Source organism: Rhizobium laguerreae (assembly GCF_019778565.1).
GTDB lineage: Bacteria > Pseudomonadota > Alphaproteobacteria > Rhizobiales > Rhizobiaceae > Rhizobium > Rhizobium laguerreae.
In genome coordinates this window covers 257045-276148 of sequence record NZ_JAAXQT010000003.1, presented here as the reverse complement: position 1 = coordinate 276148, position 19104 = coordinate 257045, and the positions used below count along the sequence as shown (strand labels likewise).

Here is a 19104-nt window from a genome sequence, read left to right as displayed (position 1 = left end):
ATGCTGCTTGGGGCGATTGCCGATGATTTCACCGGCGCCAGCGATCTTGCCAACACGCTTGCGAGAGGCGGCATGTCGACCGTTCAGTTCGTCGGCACCGGCCGCGGCAAGACGGATTGCGAGGCCGGCGTCGTCGCGCTGAAGACGCGCTCAGCGCCGGTCGACGATGCGGTGCGCCAGTCGCTGGAGGCGGCGCGCTGGCTGCTCGAGCAGGGCTGCGAGCAGATCGTCTTCAAATATTGCTCGACCTTCGATTCGACGCCTTCAGGCAATATCGGGCCGGTGGCTGAAGCGCTGCTGCGCCTCACCGGCACCGGCGTCGCCGTCGTCTGCCCGGCCTTTCCGGCGACCGGCCGAAGGCTTTTCATGGGACATCTCTTCGTCGGCGACCGGCTGCTTAGCGAATCCGGCATGCAGAACCATCCGTTGACGCCGATGACCGATCCCGACATCCGCCGCTGGCTGCAGCAGCAGACGAAAGGCGAAATCGGCAGCATTGCGCTCGACGTGGTGCGCTCGGGCGCTGCGGCCTTGCGCAACGGCCTGCGCGCCGAACTCACCGCCGGCCACCGCCTCGTCGTCGTCGACGCCATCGAGGACGACGACCTGGCGACGATCGCGGCCGCGGTCGCCGACCACAAGCTGGTGACCGGCGGCTCTGGCATTGCGCAGGGCTTGCCGCAGAATTTCCGCAACCAGGGCAAGCTCTCAGGTACGGCGGCCGAAGTGCCTCTGGTCGAGGGTCCTGGTGTCGTGATCTGCGGCTCCTGCTCCACGACCTCGCAGAACCAGGTCGCCTGCCACCTGCAGAACCATCCGGGGCTTGCGATCGATCCGGCGGTGCTGATGCGCGGATCAATGTCGGTGGAGCGCGCGGCACGCTGGGTGGAAGCGAATGCCGCCGAAAATCCGATCGTCTATTCGACAGCCGCTCCTGAAGTGGTGAGCTTCGTGCAGCAGCGTTTCGGGCGCGAGGACGTGGCTGAAAAAATCGAGACCTTCTTTGGCGGGCTGGCGCGGCGGCTCGCCGATGCCGGCATGCGGCAGATCGTCGTCGGCGGCGGAGAAACTTCCGGCGCGGTGGTGGAAGCGCTCGGTCTCAAGAACATGATGATCGGGCCGGAGATCGATCCCGGCGTACCGGTTCTCGTGGCCGACCGCTCCGGACCGCTCGGGCTTGCGCTGAAGAGCGGCATTTTCGGAGCCCCCGATTTCTTCGCCAAGGCGCTGGACAGAATCGCCGGCCATGAATGAGCGCGCAGGCCGCTGACGATGCGCCCGTTCGCTGACTTAGAACGACGGTTGAAAGATGTTGTCATCGTGCCATCTTGGGGGTGAGAGAGCTCACACCGGTGATGAGAGAGCTCACACCGGGGATGAGCAGAGAAGGAGTTCGCAGTCCATGTTCGATCATATCTCCATCGGCGTAAAAGACTTGGAAAGAGCCCGCCGTTTCTACGATGCGGCGCTGGCGCCACTCGGATATGAGCGCCTGTCTAATTCCGACACCATGATCGGCTACGGCCCGGAAACGGTCGGGCTCTGGGTGATGCAGGTCGAGCAGCCTGTTGTTGCCGACATGCGATCCGGGCTGCATTTCTGCTTCGTCGCGCCTGATGAGGCCGCGGTCGATGCCTTTCACGCGGCGGCGGTCGCATCCGGCGGCACGGATAATGGTGAACCGGGTGTGCGGCCGGATTACGGGCGCTTCTATTATGCCGCCTTCATCATCGACCCGGACGGCTACCGCCTCGAAGCTTATTTTCACAAGGGCGAACTTTAAGGCTCAGGCCGCAACTCTCGATATCGATACGCGGCAGCCCGAGGCTTCGAGCGCCTCGCTGGCGACATCGAGAAACAGGCGACGGAACCAGCGCGCCCGGCCGTCCGCCTGGTCGACGCGGCGATAGAGCATGGTCACGGGATCGGCCGGTAGCGCAAGCGGCGGCGCGCAGATCGTCAGTCCATGCAGTTGCGCCATGCAGCGGCCGATCGATTCCGGCACGGTGGCGATGGCGGGCATCGCCCGCAGTGCCGTCGGCAAGGCGGAAAAACGCGGCACCGTCGCGACCACCTGTCTGACGTGGCCGGTGCGGCCGAGCGCGATGTCGATGCTGGTCGCGGCATTGCCTTCGAACGAGACGGTGAGATGGGCGGCATTGGCGAAATCTTCAAGGCTCAGCGGCGCCTTCAGCCGGAGCTGGGCGGCATCGTAAATGCAGATCGAGGCCTGATCGAACAGCGGCGCGCGGATGTGCCAGGAGGCCGGTTGGTCATGCACGGAGACGCTGAAGTCGAAGACGCCCTCGTCCAGCCGGCGCGCGGCATCGCGCTTTTCGGAAGCGATGCCGATCAACCGGGCGCCGGGTGAAAGCTGGAGAAGACGGGCGGCAAGCGGGCCGAAGAAGGCCGATTCGAGATTGTCGCACATGCCGATGCGGAACTCGCCCTGCCAGCTTGCCGGATCGAACTCGGCCTGCGGGCGGATGGCGCGCTCGATGCCCGACAGCGCATCCTCGATCGCCGGGGCGATGGAAAGGGCGCGCGGGGTCGGCTGCAGGCCGCGGCCGACACGTACGAACAGTTCGTCGTCCAGCGCCTCGCGCAGGCGCCGCAAAGCAGCCGACAGACCCGGCTGGCCGAGCAGCAGCCGCTCGGCGGCGCGACTGACATTGCGCTCCTGCATCAGCACCGAAAAGGCCAACAGGAGATTGAGGTCGATCTTGCGAAGAGTGGCATCATTCATCATCGTTAGTAATACCTGGCATGGCTACTATCAATTTGCAATAGGAAAGGAAGCTGTACATTTTCTCGTTCCCTGCCGCCCGGCAACCTCCCCCGATGAGGCGGCAGCAACGAAGGAACGATTTCGATGACTCTTTCCAAATCGCGAAGCGGGGCGGGGCTGGCATTGCTGCTGCTCTGCACCGCCAACTTCCTCGACGCCATGGACGTCTCCACCATTGGTGTCGCGCTTCCTGCCATCCAGGCCGAACTCGGCATGGAGGCGACATCGCTGCAATGGGCCGTCAGCGCCTATGTGCTCGGTTATGGCGGCTTCCTGCTGCTCGGTGGCCGGGTCGCCGACGTCTTCGGCCATCGCCGCGTCTTTCTCTGGTCGCTGGCGATCTTTGCAGCCGCCAGCATCGCCGGCGGCTTCGTCGATAGCGGGCCGACGCTGATTGCCGCCCGCTTGATCAAGGGCATTGCCGCCGCCTTCACTGCGCCTGCCGCCCTTGCGCTGCTGCTCTCGGTCTTCGGCGAGGGAACCGCACGGGCAAAGGCGCTCGGGGTCTTCGCCTCGACCGGCGCCACCGGCTTCGTGCTCGGCATGGTGCTCGGCGGTGCCGCGACGATCTTCAGCTGGCGGGCGACCCTTGTCATGGGCGCGCCTGTCGCCATACTGACGCTCCTTCTTGCGCCGCTGGCGCTGCCGGCCGACCCGAAAAGGACGGGACCGCGGCCGAGCTTCGACTGGGCCGGCGCGCTGACGGTCACGCCCGGACTGCTGCTCTTCGTCTTCGGCATCACCAATGCCGCAGCCGCCGGCTGGCGGGCCTTCCCGACCTGGGGTTCGCTCGCCGCGTCGCTGGTGCTGATCCTGCTCTTCCTCGTGGTCGAAGCGCGCCATGCCGATCCGATGGTTCCGCTCGGCATGTTCCGCCGAGCCAAGCTCCGGCATGCAAATGCCATCGCCGCCCTCTTCCAGGGCGCCTATGTCGGCTTCCAGTTCCTGGCGACGCTCTATTATCAAAACGTCATCGGCTGGTCGGCCTTCACCACCGGCTTCTGTTTTGCGCTTGGCGGCGTCTTCGTCATGTTCCTGGCGCCACGTTTTGCGACGCTCGCGCAAAATCGCGGCGCCACCGGGCTGATGGCGGCGGGTGTCGGCCTGCAAGCATTCAGCTATATCTTCTGGGTGACCGCACTCGGACATGTCGACCCGATCCTGCTCGTGCTGTTTTCGCAGATCCCACTCGGCCTCGGTTACGCCATGACCTACCCCTCAGTGCAGGTCGCGGCCCTTTCGGACGTTGAGGACGATAAGTCGGGGCTCGCCTCCGGACTGCTCTTCGCCTCCTTCCAGATCGGCGGCGGCATCGTGCTTGCGGCGGCCTCGGCAGTCTTCGGCGCCGCACCGCACTTCGGCTGGGACCCCTATGTCGCCGGCATCGCCTTCGTGGCGCTGCTTGCGGTGGCGATTACCTTGCTTGCAGCCGCCGGTCCGCGGACATCGGCCGCCCGGAGACCCAGCTATCAGGCGGCGGAATGACCGTCATCAGCCCGCACCCTGACCGGTGCGGGCTACTCATCAACCGGAGCGATATCTGCAGCAAGAATCCCGTTGCGTTGCCTGGGTGAAAGGCGCATGGTCGCAACTTCGGCAGCCAGTGTACGGGCGCTGCCGACTGAGGGTTTTTATACCCTTGCCCCGATGAAAGGAGGACCGATGTCTTCCACTTTCGAAAAGTCGCATCTGACTTCGTCCGATCTCGACATGCTGCAAGGCGTGCTCGACGACGCCGGCTACGACGCCAAAATCCTGATCGGCAACGAACGCGTCTTCAACGTCGCGGCCATACTGTTGATCAGGCTGTTCGAAGAGGGTGTCACCTCGCCGGCCATGCTCTCACAAGCGCTCGAACACCATTTCGGCAAGCTGAAGACGCCGCCGAAACCGATAACCCCCGTCTTCAATCGATATGCGATACAGGGATTGCCCCGCGAAAGACGCGTCGCCGGCTAGAGCATGATGCCGAAAAGTGTGAGCGGTTTTCGGACGACATCATGCTCTCACTGATGTTCTAAAGCGCGTCGCGATCTTTCAGATTCACTCCTCGCGCTTTAGGTTTTTGTTTTACGCATGCCGTTAGCGCAAAACCGCTTCACACTTTTGCGCGACATGCTTTAGCGGCAAGCGAGCCGCCCGGCTCCGAAGGAATATTGTGCGAAAAACCCTCCTGCTTTGTATCTGCGTCGCAGCGGCCGGTTATTTCGGATGGGTGCAATTCGGGGCTTACCAACAACGGCAACAGGATAGCGATCTTGCCGACATCGATAGGGAGCGCCGGGTGGCGCTCCTGGAAAGCGATGGCTGCCAGGCGAAAGTGGATATGCTTCTGTCGATGACAGACCGCCTGCTCAAGGCCGGCGGCATGCTGGTGCCGCTCGATATCGGACGGGACATAGAACTCTGTTTGGCCCGCGGCATCATGTCTGCATCAGGCCGTGCGGAGATGGAAAGAACAAAGCTGATCCGCCTGTTTCCCGTGAATGACTAAGCGCGTCGGAAGATTCATCTCTCGCTTTAGTCCTATTGTTTCGAATGTCGTTATCGCAAAACCGCCGCCCCCTTTGCGCGGCACGCTTTATCCCCTGTGGAAATATGGCTTTCCTGCGGCGGCGGCCTTAATGGCACCTCAATTTTACTCTATAAGGAGGGCTCGCTGATTTGGCCGATGCGGCATTTGCGGTGACCGGATTTCCGGCCCCGCCATTTTCCCGATCGCGAAAGCATGGTGACGTCCCGTCTCAACGTCGGGTTTGGCTTTCGGTGACCTCTCCGGTCATCCGCCTCCAGACTGCGATGCGGTTTCAGCAGGCATCATTTTCATTCCATCCCTGCGGCCCGGTGTTGTCGGGTTGCCCCTCATGACGATCCCGCGATCTCCGATCGCGACCGACAAGCGGGGCGAATACCACGCAGGCTGCGGCTTTCAATTTCGATCTAAAGGGAGATTTTATCGATGGCAAAAGGACAAGTAAGAAGCAATCGCGAGGTCCGGAAGCCGAAGAAGGACAAGCAGGCAGCGAAGGTGGAAAGCACATTCGCCAATCAGATGAAGACGGCGACCAAAACTGCCCCGCAGGGCAGTGCTCCAAAGAAATAGAACCTCTTATCGAGCCCCCGCTCCGCCCCCGTGCGCATAACAGCGCCAGTGATAGCGCGTCTTGTCGGACGCGCCGCGCTCCGGCGCGACACCATCACCCATTGACATGTTTTCGGAAAAACAGGAATTGCTGCAACCATGACAACTCTTAATACAATGTACTACTTCGACTATCCGCTCTTCCTCATTCGCTCGGCCGTGGTGATTGCACTCGGCTTTTCGGCGATCGCCGCCTTTCACGGCGTCACTCTATGATCGAATCTGCGCGCCGCAGCGATTGCGAGGAAATCCAAGTGGCCCCTTTGGGAGAGCCCGACGACAACCCGGAGCGATCCGCACTTTTCGCAGAAAAGCGCTGGCTGAAGATCCTTGCCGGATATCGCCAGCCGCGGGCCGGACGCAGCGCCTTCGAGCTTGCCGTCACAGTCGTCCCCTTCGCGCTGTTCTGGGCTGCCGCTTGGGCAGCGGTTCATTACAGTTTCTGGCCCGGCCTGATCCTCATCCTTCCCGCCGCTGCTTTCCTGCTCCGGCTGTTCATGATCCAGCATGATTGCGGCCACGGCTCGTTTTTCGCTCGTCGCCGCGTCGACGACTGGGTTGGACGCACGATCGGCATCCTGACGCTGACGCCCTACGACTACTGGCGCCGGGCGCATGCGGAACACCACGCCTCGGCCGGAAACCTGGACGAGCGCGGCGTTGGCGATATCGAAACGCTGACGATCGCCGAATACAACGCGCTGTCGCGCTGGGGCCGGCTTGGCTACCGGCTCTACCGGCACCCGATCGTGATGTTCGGGATCGGACCGGCATGGCTGTTCCTCTTCAAGCAGCGCCTGCCTTTCGGCATGATGCGCTCCGGCGCCCTGCCCTGGATCTCGACCATGGCGACCAATCTTGCCATCGCGGTGGTCGCCGCGCTGCTGATCTGGGCGGTCGGGATCGTCCCCTTTTTACTGGTGCATCTGCCGACCGTGCTTCTGGCAGGTGCTGCCGGCGTTTGGTTGTTCTACGTGCAGCATCAATTCGAGGAAACACATTGGTCGAAGGAGCCGGACTGGCAGTTCCAGCATGCGGCCCTGCACGGCGCCTCGCATTACGACCTGCCGCCAGTGCTGCGGTGGATCACCGGCAATATCGGCATCCACCACGTGCATCATCTGTCGAGCCGGGTGCCTTACTACCGGCTGCCGGAGGTGCTGCGAGATCATCCTGAGCTTGCCGATCTGGGCCGCATCACGCTCATGGAAAGCCTGCGCTGCGTCAAGCTGGTGCTGTGGGACGAGCAGACGAAGCGACTGGTCTCGTTTCGCGAGGCGGCGCGGCATACCACAGCATGATAACGGGGCGTTAGAGCGGTTTAGCTTTCACGGAAGCGCAGAGCCGCTCTAACCTTTTGTTCCTGGAATTGCTCCAGTAAAATCATCCTGTTCTAAATTAAACAGTTAGAGCATGTTGTCGTCCGAAAACCGCTCACACTTTTCGGCATCATGCTCTAGCGATAGCCTGTCACATCCGCCGGTCCGCCCGGCTCCTGCACTTCCACCATGTAGCGCCAGCAATCCGGCCGCGAACCGTCGATATCGTCGAAGCCATAGGTCTTGGCCACTCCGCCGCTCGACAGCGACTGGCCGTTCCAGCGGGCGCGGTCGGGATCGGCGGCGATGGCCGCAACGGCCCGGCCGACGAAGCGCGGGGTTTCGGAAATGGCGAAATGCGGCTGTACTTTCGTCGCCTCGCTCCAGTTCTCCTCGCGAACACCATAAGCATCCAGCATCATTTCCGAACGCAGCCAGCCGGGCGTGATCGAAACGGCGGTGGCGCCGTGTTTCGCCAGATCTTGCGCATGCGCCCAGGCCATGCGGGTGACGCCTGTCTTGACGAGGTCGTAAAAGGGCGACAGCCGGTAATGGGTGGCATTGTATTCGGCCGTGCCGTCGGTCATCTCCACCAGCAGCCCGCCGGGCCGCTCGATCATCAGCGGCAGGGCGTAATGTGCGGTGATCAGATGCGTCTCGATGCCGAGCTGCAGCATGCGCAGGCCCTTATCCAGCGAATGCTCCCAGACGGCCTTGTCCCATTCGAACAGTTTCTCGCAGCCCCAGATGTCGTTGACGAGAATATCGAGTCGGCCGGCCTCCTCGCGGATGCGGGCGACCAGCGCCTCGACCTGTTGCTTGACGAGATGGTCCACCTGCACGGCGATACCCTTACCGCCTGCGGCGGTTACCAGTTCGGCCGTCTCTTCGATCGTCTCCGGCCTGGCATACTCGGATTGCTGAGCGCGCGTCGTGCGCCCGGTCACGTAGACGGTGGCGCCGGCGGCGCCGAGTTCCACCGCGATGCCGCGGCCGGCGCCACGCGTAGCACCCGCCACCAAGGCCACTTTCTCCCGCAAGTTCGCTGTCACTTCTCCATCCTCCACGCTAGAACGCCTCATGCCGTAATGAAGCGCCAAGTATTAGCCAGCGCTGCTTGTTTATAAACGAATGATCGTTTATATATGACCTGAATGCAAGAGGAATTTCATGCCGCGCCGCCGCACACTGTCCGACGAACAGCTTCTCGCCATGGTGCTGGCGCTGATTCATGCCGAGGGGCCGGATGCAGCGACCTTTGCGGCGGTGGCGAAAGCCAGCGGACTTTCCGGTTCGACGCTGGTGCAGCGTTTCGCCACGAAAGCGGCGATGCTGCGCGCAGCGCTGCTTTATGCCTGGGACAGGCTGGATTCGGAAACGGCGCGGCTTGCCGAGACCGTGCCGAAAACGCCGGACGGCGCCGTCGTGCTGCTCGTCGGTCTGTCGCAGGATTACGGCGACAATGCCGCTGCCTATGGCGAGGGACTGCTGGTGCTTCGCGAGGATTTCCGCGATCCGGTGCTGCGCGCCCGGGGTGCGGCCTGGGGAACGGCACTGACGGCGGCAATCGCTCGATGTTTCGGCTCGGCGAAGGCGCCGGAGACGATCGCCCGGCTGATGCTGTCGCAATGGCAGGGTTCGCTCATCTGGTGGGGTTTTGGCGCCGAGGGGCCGGTGGCCGCCTATGTGGAGACGGAGCTTCGGCGCTTCCTCGCCGCGGTACCTGTCCATTCAGCCTAGGAGACTGTGAAGATCATCGCCTTGATAAAATAAAGAAAAGCGGCGGTCGCGACGATGGTCGCCAATGTGAGCAGCAGTCCGATCAGGGTGACGAGACCATCCCGCTCCATCAGGGCGACGGCGAGCACCACCAGCGAGAACACCGGCAGAATATTGCCGAAAGGGATCGGCAGCGCGATCACCACGGCGAGCAGGAAGACAGGAATGCCGAGAAGCGCCTGCACCGTCGGGCCGGTGAGGGCCTCCAGCCGGCCGGCGCGCACGACCTTCTCCACCCGGGCGATCACCGGGACCGCGTGCCCCACGACGAGATCGAGTGCCGCGGACGAAACCCGGCGATCCCTGACGATGGCGGGCAGCCAGACCTTCCGGCCGCCCGAAACGATCTGGAGGGAAACCAGCGCGAGCGCGGTACCGAAAACCATTCCGAACGGCCCGGGAATCGGGGTCAGCGCCGGGATTGCCAGGAACAGGATGGTGAAGGCGATGCTCGTCGAGCCCATCGCCTCCAGAGCCTCACCGATGGAGAGGCCGCCCTTCACCCGGGCGAGTTCCAGCATCTCCCGGAGCCGCGCGGTGGCCACACCGCGCGGCCGCCGTCTATTTCCGTCTTGATCAGACATCACGCAGTCCATTTTTCAGCTGGCAGCCGTCACGCACCCTCGTCGGCTCCCTTCAGGGCGCCGACGAGGGCTGCGCATTGTGGGTCGCTGCCGTCGAGAAGTTCGGCCGGCGCGGTATGGCCGATCGCTATGTTGACGACTGTGGCCGCCGCCCAGCCGTAGTCGCCGGCGGCGCGCTCTATGAGCTTCGGCCCCTGAGATGTCAGGCAGGCCTGGGATTGGCGGACGATCTCCACGGGAAGCCGGGCGCGCTCAGCCTGTTGCTGTATCTCAGCCTGCAACGGATCGACGACGAGCAGGGCAAAAATCCAGCCGATGAAATTCGAAATCATATCTGTTTCCTTCCTTTGTTAACGTATTCCCTCGCAGAGCCCGCTCAGGCGGGCTGCTGCGGATCCCGCTTTTTGAGGAGGCTCCAGACCGCTCCGGCAGCGATGATCGCGAAAGCGATGCTGAGCGAGAGCGCGGCCGGGAATTTTTCAAGGCCCAGCAGATCGGCGAGAAAGATCTTCGAGCCGATGAAGATCAGCACGATGGCAAGCGCCGGCTTCAGGTAACGGAAGCGGGGCGAAAAAGCTCGACCACATCCAGAGCGGCGTTCCCAGCCGCTCGACGAACAAAAAAGAGAGATTCAAGGATAGTCCCCTGTCGGCACTGGTTGTCGGAGAAGAGGTCCGACATCGCAAGAGTGCCGAAGCTCTCGCCAGAGGGGCCCGGACCAGCGGGTCGCACTGCAGGTAGGGTCTCACTCTTCAATAATCAAGCAGCGGCCAGTGCCGATTTTACGCATCACGCGGAGGTAAGGCGTGCGCTGTGCGAATGCGTCATTCGCCCCGCAAGAGAAAGCCTTCGCCAGCCGTATCAGGCGTCCTCTTCGTCCTTCTCCTCGCCCACGGTCAGCGGCCAATCGACGACGTAATCTTCGAGGTCGTCGAGATCGATCTCATTTTCGTTGATCGCGCGGCCTCTCGCGGAAATGCCGGCTGCATGGACGGTCTCCGGGTCGCCGGAGACGAGCGGATGCCACCAGTAGAGGTCGCGGCCTTCATTGACCAGCCGGTAGCCGCAGGTGGGCGGCAGCCAGGCGATATCGGGCACATTCTCCTTCGTCAGCTGCACGCAGTCCGGCACGAAATCCCAGCGGTTCTCATAGCTGGAGCAGCGACAGCTTTCGCCATCGAGCAGCTTGCAGCTGACCGAGGTGAAATAGATATCGCCGCTATCCCATTCCTCGATCTTGTTGAGACAACAGAGGCCGCAGCCGTCGCAAAGGCTTTCCCACTCGGCGACGGTCATTTCGGCAAGCGTCTTGCTCTTCCAGAAAGGCAGATCGTTCATCGTTCGTTTCTTGCAACAGCGACCCGCAAATTCGCGTGACCCTGATGCATCTCTCTTGTTATCAGCCGCAAAATCAATCAATCCTTCAGTATACTCCTGGTACTCGGAGAATTCTCTCCCGGTATCGGAGAGCTTTGCGGCCATATGCGGGCCTCGCGCTTTCGTCGGATATGACCGAAGTGAGATCAGGCGGGAATACAGGACGTGCAGGATCCGGACAACCCAGGAAATGGGCCAGGAAATGGCCCAGAAAACGGGCAAAAAAAAAGGCCCGGAAAAGCGGCGAACGAGGCAGCGGAAAAGCGGCCGGCGAAGAGCCGTCACATTCTGCTGCGCATCGATTCCTGGATCGATTCTACCGTCTGGAACGCCGGCTTCCGCGCCGCCGAGATCTGGGAAGACATTACCATCTTCTTCCGCCGTTTCCGCGTGCGCGGCTGGAAGCGCATGGTCTTCGAACTTGCCGGCGAAGGACTGACGCTCGGAGCGGCCGGCTCGGTGTTGATGCTGCTGCTTGCCCAGCCCGCCTTCGAGGCGACCAAGGAAGACTGGCGCAACCGGGGCGATTTCGCCGTCACCTTTACCGACCGCTACGGCAATGTCATCGGCCATCGCGGCGTCATCCACCAGAATTCCGTGCCGATCGACGAGCTGCCGGATTCGCTGATCAAATCGGTGCTCGCCACCGAAGACCGGCGATTCTTCGACCATTTCGGCATCGATTTCATCGGCCTCTTCCGCGCCATGAGTGAGAATGCACGCGCCGGCGAAGTCGTGCAGGGCGGCTCGACGCTGACGCAGCAGCTCGCCAAGAACCTGTTCCTGTCGAACGAACGCTCGATCGACCGCAAGGTCACCGAGGCGTTCCTGGCGCTTTGGCTCGAGGCGAACCTTTCCAAGAAGGAAATCCTCTCCACCTATCTCGACCGCGCCTATATGGGCGGCGGCACTTTTGGCGCCGCGGCGGCGGCGCAGTTCTATTTCGGCAAGAACATCACCGATGTGAACCTTGCCGAATCCGCCATGCTTGCCGGCCTGTTCAAGGCGCCGGCGAAATACGCACCGCATGTCAACCTGCCGGCGGCGCGTGCGCGCGCCAACGAAGTGCTGACCAATCTGGTGCAAAGCGGGCTGATGACCGAGGGCCAGGTGATCGCCGCCAGGCGCAATCCGGCCACCGTCGTCGACCGCAACGAGGTGGAATCGCCCGATTTCTTCCTCGATTGGGCTTTCGACGAGGTGCAGCGGCTTTCGTCGCGCTTCCACCAGCATTCGCTGATCGTGCGCACGACGATCGATATGGGCATCCAGCAGGCGGCGGAGGATTCGGTCGAGACGTCGCTGCGCGAATATGGCGAAGCCTATCACGCCAAGCAGGGCGCGATGGTGATGATCGAAAACGGCGGCGCCGTCCGCGCCATGGTCGGCGGCCGGGATTACGGCGAGAGCCAGTTCAACCGCGCCAGCAGGGCGCTGCGCCAGCCAGGCTCGTCCTTCAAGGTCTACACCTATGCGGTGGCGATGGAGAGCGGCATGACACCGCAGACGACGATCGTCGATGCGCCGATCTACTGGGGCAACTGGAGCCCGCACAATTACGCAAACCGCTATGCCGGCCGCATCACGCTTGAGACCGCGATCGCCCAGTCGATCAACACCGTGCCGGTGCGGCTCGCCAAGGAAAAACTCGGTATTCAGCCGATCCGGGCGATGGCGAAGAACCTCGGCGTCGAAACGCCGATCCGCGACGACGTCACCATCCCGATCGGCACCTCCGAGGTGACGGTCCTCGACCAGGCGACGGCCTACGCCACCTTCCCGGCCGGCGGCTACCAGTCGCGCCGCCACGGCATCACCCAGATCCTCGATTACGACGGCGACGTTCTATATGATTTCGACCGCGACGAACCGGCGCCGAAGCGTGTGCTCTCCGAACAGGCCGACGCCTATATGAACCAGATGCTGTCGCGCGTTCCCTATGTCGGCACGGCGCGCAAGGCGGCCCTCGACAACGGCATCCTGACGGCCGGCAAGACCGGCACGACCCAGGCCTATCGCGACGCCTGGTTCGTCGGCTTCACCGGCAATTACACCTGCGCCGTCTGGTTCGGCAATGACGACTACACCTCGACCAACGAGATGACCGGCGGTTCGCTGCCGGCGATGACCTTCAAGCGCGCCATGGATTACGCCCATCAGGGTGTCACGCTGCGCGCCATCCCCGGCGTCGAAAACCCCCTGCCCTCGGAAAAGGACCTCGCCAAGACTGCCGCCGCCAAGCCGCAGGACGGATTGCCGCAGCTCATCCGGCCGCGCATGCTCTCGGTTCAATCGACTGGCATCCTCAAGAAGCTCGGCGAGAAGCTGAAGGATGCCGCCCCGCTCGCGCCGGCGAAGGTGGCGAGCGCGGAGTAGTTGGCGGGATCTTACGCGCGGGTTCCGAAATCTCCGGCCTGGGAGATTGCCGACGCCGGCCCCTCATCCGCCTGCCGGCACCTTCTCCCCGTAAACGGGGCGAAGGGGACACGCCGCAACCTCTCCGTTCCTCGCCCACATCTCGCAAGGCACGTCCCCTCTCCCCGTTTTACGGGGAGAGGGCTAGGGTGAGGGGCAGCCATCGGCCAGAACCGGACAGCCCTACATGACGGCTTTGCCGCACGTGGCAGACGGCTTTGCCGCATGGACATAAGCTGGGATCAATCGGCGCCTATGTCACGGCCCGGCATTCCACCCTGCCAGAATCAGTGGTAACCCTTTCATCCGATATGGTTTCCAAGGTCATGACGTGTTTCGATTCCCCCTCTTTATCGCGATCACGCTGATCGTCGCCTTCGGCGGCGGGATCATGATTTCGCTTTATGCGCTGGACGCGACACAGGGTTTCGGGGCGATCAAGCTCGGTGCCTGGGAGGCCTTTCCGGCGTTGCAGACAGTCGAGGCCGATCCTTACGCCAAATCGCATCGCGCGCGTGCCGGCAAGCTTCTCTATGGCAGCGCCGAGGGCCTGACCTTCACGGCGAGCGTCGACGACGAGGGCGCGCGGCTGAATGCCAATTGCCGCTACCGCATCAGCGGGCAGACGCCGCCTGCCCGGCTCTGGACGCTCTTTACCGCCGACAATGGCGGCAATCCGGCAGCGGTGAAGACCGGGCATCCCTCAGCGCTCAATTCCTGGACGGTGCTGCGCAATCAAGACAGCAGTTTCTCGATCGAGATCTCAGCCGTCGCGCAGCCGGGCAACTGGCTGGCCCTGCCGGAGGCCGGCACCTTCCGGCTGGTGCTGACGCTGTTCGACACCCCGACAGCCGGCAGTTCCGGCGTGATCGACCTCGCTATGCCGAAGCTCACCAAGACCGGATGCGGCAATGCTTAGGATATTTTTCGCCGTCCTGACCGGCCTTTTCGGCGCAGCCCTGCTGCATCTCGTCATCATCCTGTCGCTGCCGCATTTCACCGGCAGGGATGCGGCGACCCGCGTGGAGGCAGAGGGCGACCTCAATAATTTCTACCTGCTCGGCGACCAATATGACGAGGCTGGCCTTGCCAATGGCGACCCCTTCCTGCGCACCGCCGTCTGCTCCTTCGACGTCGAGGATGCGCCGGTACATTTCACCGCCAAGGGCAACGTGCCCTTCTGGTCGATCGCGATCTATGACAGTGCCTCCAACGAGGTCTTCAGCATGAACGACAGAACATCGGTCGGCGGCGCGCTCGACGTGCTGGCCGGCAGTCCCATCCAGCTGACCGACCTGCGCAAGAACTTGCCGCAGGAGCTGCAGCAGGCGATCCTGGTGGAAATGGCACGGCCGGACGGCTATGCCGTGCTGCGGACGCTGGCGCCGCAGGCAAGCTTCGATGAGGCTGCGCGCAACTTCCTGACGGAAGCCGGCTGCGAGCAATTCGCCGCTCGCTGAGGTTGAAGAGCGGTTACTTCTTGTTGACGCGCGGCGCGGGCGCCGGACGATGTTTCGGGCTCTCGGCCAACCGCTCGTAGCGGACGCCGGTGAACCAAAGGATCTTGGCTTCGCGGGGCTCCTTGTCCGGGCGCCGCGGCGCCCGCGGCCGCCGATCCGCCAATGCAATTACTATTGCCATTCTCGTCTCCATGCACTGCCCGAGACGGATGAAGTTGCGATGGATTTCACCCTGCCCGCCAATGTGCGGGCCGGCGCGTCCTGCAGTGCCGGGATGACCGGACCGAGGGCATTCGCGCCTTTCCCACGGCACCTGATTGAAATACCGTGATGCGGAGTTTCAACGATCCAAATACTCAAATCGCGTCGTTCCTATCCGAATTGAGACAGATGACAGTTAACAGTTTACTAATACTCGGCCGATGCCGAACACAGTTCACGTTACTTCCCCTTTAACGCTCGAAGAGTTGATTTGGTTTCACCCCGCCTGCGCAAACGGCCGGCTGGAGATCAACGGATAAAATTAGAAACAATTCATATAGTTGACATCAGCGCTGCAATCCGCCGGCCGGGAAAAAGGGCGATGTTGCAAAAAAACATCATGAAAATATTTAATTGCGAGGCGCACAGATGCGCGTATGTTCGCTCATGTCGATCACACGTTTCCGGCTTCCGATCGATCGGGATTTCCACGTTCTTGCCGGAATGCGGAGGGCAAGCGGTGTCTTTGCTGGTGAATTCATCTTTCTCGCCTGAAGATCTCGACGTGCTGCGCAGTGCGCTTGATGCCTGGTGCGCAGAACGGCGCATCGACATCAAAAGCGTCGACGCGCAATTCGCGGCATCCGCAGCACTCGACCTTTATCAGGCCGGTTACGACAGCCGCGAAAAGCTGCTGCACGCGCTGCGCGATCACAGGATCGCCTGATTTTTCCTCTATCTCGGCAGCGATGCGCGATCGTCTCAACGCGCCTTCCAAACCACCCATTTTTATATTGCCGGCTGACAATGCCGCGACACGTTAGGCGTGTATATTTCTGTTGCATATTAATAAAATCTTCAGCATGCATTAACCGTACCGGTGTAGGATTTGTTCATAACCGTATGGCCTGACATGCGTTCCGCCAGCGCATATCGGCCCTTGGTCCCCTTATTCTGCGTTTTCGGGGTGTTTTTGTGCGTGACCGGTTTCGAGACCTAGAAGGCCCCTTGGCCGTCAGGAAAAAGGACGTGGTATTGATGGCGACTGTCAGCAGTTTCGAGAACCTGTCTCATCCGACACGGTCCGAACTGCGCCAATTCGCCGAGCTTTTCATGCCGCTATTCCAGGCCTCCTCCGACGAGGCCAAGCGCCAAGCGGTCGCGGCGCTATCCCAATGCGAGAACATGCCGGCCGCAGTGGCGCTGTTCATCGGCAACCAGCCGATCGAGATCGCAGCCCCTTTTCTTGCCGCCTCAAAGGCCGTCGCCGACGATACGCTGATCACCATCGCACGCATGCAGGGTGCAGCGCATGTCAAGGCGATCGTCAGCCGCGATTCACTCTCGCCGAAGGTCATCGATGCTTTGGTGGCGCTGCGCCAGAGCCAGCCGCGGTCGACGACCACATCGGCGCCGGTCATGGAATCGCCGGCGGTGCCGCTTTCGCCGGCGCCTACCGAGACCAACGAGGCAGATGCGCTGGAGGAACAGCGGGTTTCCAATGAAGAGGCATTGCGCGAGCGTATCCTCGGGCTTGCCGGCCATCTCGGCCGTGCCGACGAGGACAGGCTCGGTCTGCGCACGCTCACCGACATTCAGGAGGCGCTGCTGGTGCGCTTTGCCCGCTCGCGTGAGGCGACGCATTTCGCGACCGCACTTGCCGATGCGCTTTCCGCCAGCCGCTGGCTTGCCGAGCGCATCATGCTCGATCTTTCCGGCCAGCAGCTCGCCACGACGCTGACGAGCCTCGGCATGGGCTTTCTCGATGCCGTCTTCGTGCTCGAAAGGCTCTATCCGCACCTTGCCGAACAGCAGCACAACGTCACGCGCGGCTGGATGGTGCTCGATGCGCTCGACCCGGAAGAATGCCACGAACGCGTCGAAGCCTGGCGGCGTGCCGATCGCTACACCTATAGGCACGACGTACCCAATGTGCCCGCACCTCAGGAAACGCCCAACCACCGCTTCATCCGCCAAGCGCCGCCGCAGCGCGACATGCGCGTCATGGGGCGGCGATCTCGCTGAGCTGGAATGACTAACCTCACCGCATGGTGAGCTGTTTGAAATTAGGAACTGACGAGCGCCTTGGCTCAGCCGCCCTTCGCAAGCGGGATCATGTCCCCCAGTTCCTCCGCCTCCAGCTCAACGATCCAGAGATCGGGGTCGAATTTACGTTCGCGCTCCAGCATCGCCCGCACCGCTTCCGGATCGCTGCGCGACAGGCGGACCTCGAACAGACGGTCGCCGGCCTGACCTTCGTCGAAGGCGGTCTGCGGCGCGGGCGCGTAGAGCGTTTCCAGGCCGTTGCAGAAGTGCTGGCGGATAAAGATCGCCCCGGCTTCCTCGGCGCCCTTCTTCTCCACGGCGGCGAAGTCGCCGCTGGTGAAGACGCGGCGCAGGAGGGCTGAAACGAAGATGTCGGCGCGTAATCTCATCGGCGCGGTATAGACCGGCGCGCCGGTGGCGGCAATGCGGAGCCAGAGTTTGACCTCAGGGGTCAGACCTTGACCGCCAGCCGCAATCCGCCCCAATGCCGTCCGCGCACTGTGATCGGAGCGGAGATATCCTTCATCATCACGAAATTGCCGCCGCCCATGTCGCGCCTGTAGGTCTGGACGAGGAAGGGCGCGGTGCTGCGGCCGGCGGCAAGACCGACGCGATCGGCGAAGATGCGGCGATTGCGGCAATTGGCGGTGTTCCAGACGCTGTCGCCAGACCGCTGGGCTTGCGAGAATTTTCGGTTGTGGGTCGGCAGATAGCCGTTCTCGTCGATCGCCGCGCAGAAGGCGATGCGCTCGTCCAAAGCTGTGACGGGCTCCTGGATCGGCGGCAGCAGGCGGTCGGTGAGCTCGGTGAAGGCCGCCATCATCTGCGCCGGATCGGAACCTGGTATCGGCCGATAGCGTCGGTCGAAGAGCGCATCGAGCCCGATCTGACCCTCGATGACGGCGCGCTCGAAGGCGCCGGAAATCTGCCTTGCCACCGACTGCGCTTCCTCGATCCAACGGCTGTCGGCGGTCTTGACGCCGGCGCTCGCCGTCAGCTGGATCAGGGTTTCCGAGAGGCCGACGACGCTGTCGACGCGTTTTGCCGCCTGCTGCAGCCTGACATTCGAGCCGGCGACCTCGGCCGACATCTCGCCGAGTTTCTCGACGAAACCGGCGCATTGCTGATCGACCGCCTCGGTGGTGTTGGCCATGACAGTCGAACTGTCGAGGATGCGGGTGATGACATGTTCCATGCTTTCGAAGGCGCCGCGCATCGCCTCCGACTTGTCACGCACGCCGGCTGCACTGTCGCGCGCATCGCTGCCGGCGGCCGACAGCCGGTCGATCTTCACGCGCAGTTCGTCCAGCGTCTGCTGGATGGAGCCGGTCGCCTTCGAGGTCTGCAGCGAAAGCGCCCGGACCTCGGTGGCGACGACCGCAAAACCCTTGCCCGCATCGCCGGCGCGCGCCGCCTCGATCGCGGCGTTCAGCGCCAGCAGGTTGGTCTGGCGGGCGATGGTGCTGATCTCCTCGGCGATATTGTCGACATCGGCAAGCGACTTCGAGAAGCCGGCGATCTCAGCGCCGATCTCGTTGGAGGACTGGACCATGTGACCGATCTCGGCGACGGAGCCCGTCAGGCGGTCGGCCGATTCTTTCAGCATGTGGCGGGCCTCGGTCGCCGTGCGGTCGGTCTCGCGCAGCGACACGGCGACCGAGCGGTTGGTCTCTGCAATCGAAAGCGCGGTGCGGGTGACATGATCGAAGGCGGAGGCATGCCGGGCCGACATTCCCGCCATGTCCTGGATGGCGCCGGCGATATCGACGAGATCGATGCCAAGGGTGGAGGCTTCTTCGGCAAGACGCAGCAGGATGCGGCGCAGCGCCTCGCGATCAGGCCCTCCCGCTTCGACCGCCGGCTCTCCGGCCAGATCGTCTATCGCCTTCAGCGCATGCATGTCCGACGCTCCTCCGCCCAATCAGAAAAGCTTCCGTCAACATGGTTAATTAGTTGCAAACAGCAGCCTCGCCTTAGACTTAGGTTGTAGGGC

21 protein-coding genes and 1 pseudogene are annotated in these 19104 nt (G+C 62.7%); 13 read left to right on the top strand and 9 right to left on the bottom strand.

Going from position 1 to position 19104, the window contains the following annotated elements; all coding sequences use genetic code 11:
* The gene (gene otnK, locus HFO71_RS11940; RefSeq protein ID WP_168258185.1) at window positions 1-1254 is read left to right on the top strand and encodes a 3-oxo-tetronate kinase; all 1254 of its coding nucleotides are present in this window, start codon (window positions 1-3) and stop codon (window positions 1252-1254) included.
* Window positions 1255-1402: 148 nt separating this feature from the next.
* A complete protein-coding gene (locus tag HFO71_RS11935; protein WP_077976037.1) occupies window positions 1403-1783 on the top strand; it encodes a VOC family protein in 381 nt (126 codons plus the stop codon).
* Between the two features lie 3 nt (window positions 1784-1786).
* Here HFO71_RS11935 and HFO71_RS11930 read toward each other — a convergent pair whose 3' ends face one another.
* Entirely contained in the window at window positions 1787-2749 is a 963-nt protein-coding gene (locus HFO71_RS11930; RefSeq protein ID WP_077976036.1) for a LysR family transcriptional regulator, read from the bottom strand.
* A gap of 123 nt (window positions 2750-2872) precedes the next feature.
* On the opposite strand from HFO71_RS11930, the gene HFO71_RS11925 reads away from it, so the two are divergent.
* The 5 genes from HFO71_RS11925 (at window position 2873) to HFO71_RS11905 (ending at window position 7231) form a co-directional block, all read left to right on the top strand.
* A complete protein-coding gene (locus HFO71_RS11925) occupies window positions 2873-4273 on the top strand; it encodes an MFS transporter (RefSeq protein WP_168258183.1) in 1401 nt (466 codons plus the stop codon).
* 96 nt (window positions 4274-4369) lie between these two features.
* Complete coding sequence (locus HFO71_RS11920; RefSeq protein ID WP_017959655.1) at window positions 4370-4747, top strand: hypothetical protein; 378 nt, start codon at window positions 4370-4372, stop codon at window positions 4745-4747.
* A gap of 199 nt (window positions 4748-4946) precedes the next feature.
* Window positions 4947-5282: a hypothetical protein gene (locus HFO71_RS36315; RefSeq protein WP_168258182.1), complete on the top strand. Its 336-nt coding sequence runs from the start codon at window positions 4947-4949 to the stop codon at window positions 5280-5282.
* 465 nt (window positions 5283-5747) lie between these two features.
* A complete protein-coding gene (locus HFO71_RS11910; RefSeq protein ID WP_003546677.1) occupies window positions 5748-5891 on the top strand; it encodes a hypothetical protein in 144 nt (47 codons plus the stop codon).
* A 302-nt stretch (window positions 5892-6193) separates the two neighbouring features.
* Window positions 6194-7231 carry a fatty acid desaturase gene (locus tag HFO71_RS11905; RefSeq protein WP_221988171.1) on the top strand — a complete coding sequence of 346 codons (1038 nt, stop codon included), beginning with the start codon at window positions 6194-6196 and terminating at the stop codon, window positions 7229-7231.
* A 155-nt stretch (window positions 7232-7386) separates the two neighbouring features.
* Here the strand turns inward: HFO71_RS11905 and HFO71_RS11900 are convergent, their stop codons facing one another.
* On the bottom strand, window positions 7387-8301 hold the full coding sequence (locus HFO71_RS11900; RefSeq protein ID WP_077976033.1) for an SDR family oxidoreductase: 915 nt from the start codon (window positions 8299-8301) through the stop codon (window positions 7387-7389).
* A 118-nt stretch (window positions 8302-8419) separates the two neighbouring features.
* On the opposite strand from HFO71_RS11900, the gene HFO71_RS11895 reads away from it, so the two are divergent.
* Window positions 8420-8989 (top strand): TetR family transcriptional regulator, encoded by a 570-nt coding sequence (locus tag HFO71_RS11895; RefSeq protein ID WP_077976032.1) that lies wholly within the window; start codon window positions 8420-8422, stop codon window positions 8987-8989.
* Here the strand turns inward: HFO71_RS11895 and HFO71_RS11890 are convergent.
* The 4 genes and pseudogenes from HFO71_RS11890 to HFO71_RS11875 form a co-directional block, all read right to left on the bottom strand.
* Entirely contained in the window at window positions 8986-9612 is a 627-nt protein-coding gene (locus tag HFO71_RS11890; RefSeq protein ID WP_077976031.1) for an exopolysaccharide biosynthesis protein, read from the bottom strand. The two genes, HFO71_RS11895 and HFO71_RS11890, sit on opposite strands and share 4 nt — an antisense overlap.
* A gap of 29 nt (window positions 9613-9641) precedes the next feature.
* Window positions 9642-9944: a hypothetical protein gene (locus HFO71_RS11885; RefSeq protein ID WP_025393833.1), complete on the bottom strand. Its 303-nt coding sequence runs from the start codon at window positions 9942-9944 to the stop codon at window positions 9642-9644.
* A gap of 44 nt (window positions 9945-9988) precedes the next feature.
* A pseudogene (locus HFO71_RS11880) lies at window positions 9989-10177 on the bottom strand (TerC family protein); the annotation flags it as partial.
* A gap of 296 nt (window positions 10178-10473) precedes the next feature.
* Window positions 10474-10950 (bottom strand): YcgN family cysteine cluster protein, encoded by a 477-nt coding sequence (locus tag HFO71_RS11875; protein ID WP_221988132.1) that lies wholly within the window; start codon window positions 10948-10950, stop codon window positions 10474-10476.
* Window positions 10951-11154: 204 nt separating this feature from the next.
* Here HFO71_RS11875 and HFO71_RS11870 point away from each other — a divergent pair, with 204 nt between their 5' ends.
* The 3 genes from HFO71_RS11870 to HFO71_RS11860 all read left to right on the top strand — a co-directional run bounded on the left by HFO71_RS11870 (window position 11155) and on the right by HFO71_RS11860 (window position 14864).
* Window positions 11155-13365: a transglycosylase domain-containing protein gene (locus tag HFO71_RS11870; RefSeq protein ID WP_221988130.1), complete on the top strand. Its 2211-nt coding sequence runs from the start codon at window positions 11155-11157 to the stop codon at window positions 13363-13365.
* 370 nt (window positions 13366-13735) lie between these two features.
* Window positions 13736-14323 (top strand): DUF1214 domain-containing protein, encoded by a 588-nt coding sequence (locus HFO71_RS11865; RefSeq protein WP_017959644.1) that lies wholly within the window; start codon window positions 13736-13738, stop codon window positions 14321-14323.
* Entirely contained in the window at window positions 14316-14864 is a 549-nt protein-coding gene (locus HFO71_RS11860; protein ID WP_017963550.1) for a DUF1254 domain-containing protein, read from the top strand. Before HFO71_RS11865 ends, HFO71_RS11860 begins: the two co-directional genes overlap by 8 nt.
* 13 nt (window positions 14865-14877) lie before the next feature.
* Here HFO71_RS11860 and HFO71_RS11855 read toward each other — a convergent pair whose 3' ends face one another.
* Window positions 14878-15045 carry a hypothetical protein gene (locus HFO71_RS11855; protein WP_165503768.1) on the bottom strand — a complete coding sequence of 56 codons (168 nt, stop codon included), beginning with the start codon at window positions 15043-15045 and terminating at the stop codon, window positions 14878-14880.
* Between the two features lie 540 nt (window positions 15046-15585).
* Between HFO71_RS11855 and HFO71_RS11850 the strand changes: the two genes are divergently transcribed.
* Both HFO71_RS11850 and HFO71_RS11845 read left to right on the top strand, forming a co-directional pair.
* Complete coding sequence (locus HFO71_RS11850) at window positions 15586-15792, top strand: hypothetical protein (protein WP_077976028.1); 207 nt, start codon at window positions 15586-15588, stop codon at window positions 15790-15792.
* Between the two features lie 248 nt (window positions 15793-16040).
* Entirely contained in the window at window positions 16041-17090 is a 1050-nt protein-coding gene (locus HFO71_RS11845; protein WP_221988129.1) for a DUF2336 domain-containing protein, read from the top strand.
* A gap of 65 nt (window positions 17091-17155) precedes the next feature.
* On the opposite strand, the gene HFO71_RS11840 is transcribed toward HFO71_RS11845, so the two are convergent.
* Both HFO71_RS11840 and HFO71_RS11835 read right to left on the bottom strand, forming a co-directional pair.
* The gene (locus HFO71_RS11840; RefSeq protein WP_221988170.1) at window positions 17156-17500 is read right to left on the bottom strand and encodes a DUF1491 family protein; all 345 of its coding nucleotides are present in this window, start codon (window positions 17498-17500) and stop codon (window positions 17156-17158) included.
* A gap of 62 nt (window positions 17501-17562) precedes the next feature.
* Window positions 17563-19011: a methyl-accepting chemotaxis protein gene (locus HFO71_RS11835; RefSeq protein WP_221988127.1), complete on the bottom strand. Its 1449-nt coding sequence runs from the start codon at window positions 19009-19011 to the stop codon at window positions 17563-17565.
* Between the last annotated feature and the right edge of the window lie 93 nt (window positions 19012-19104).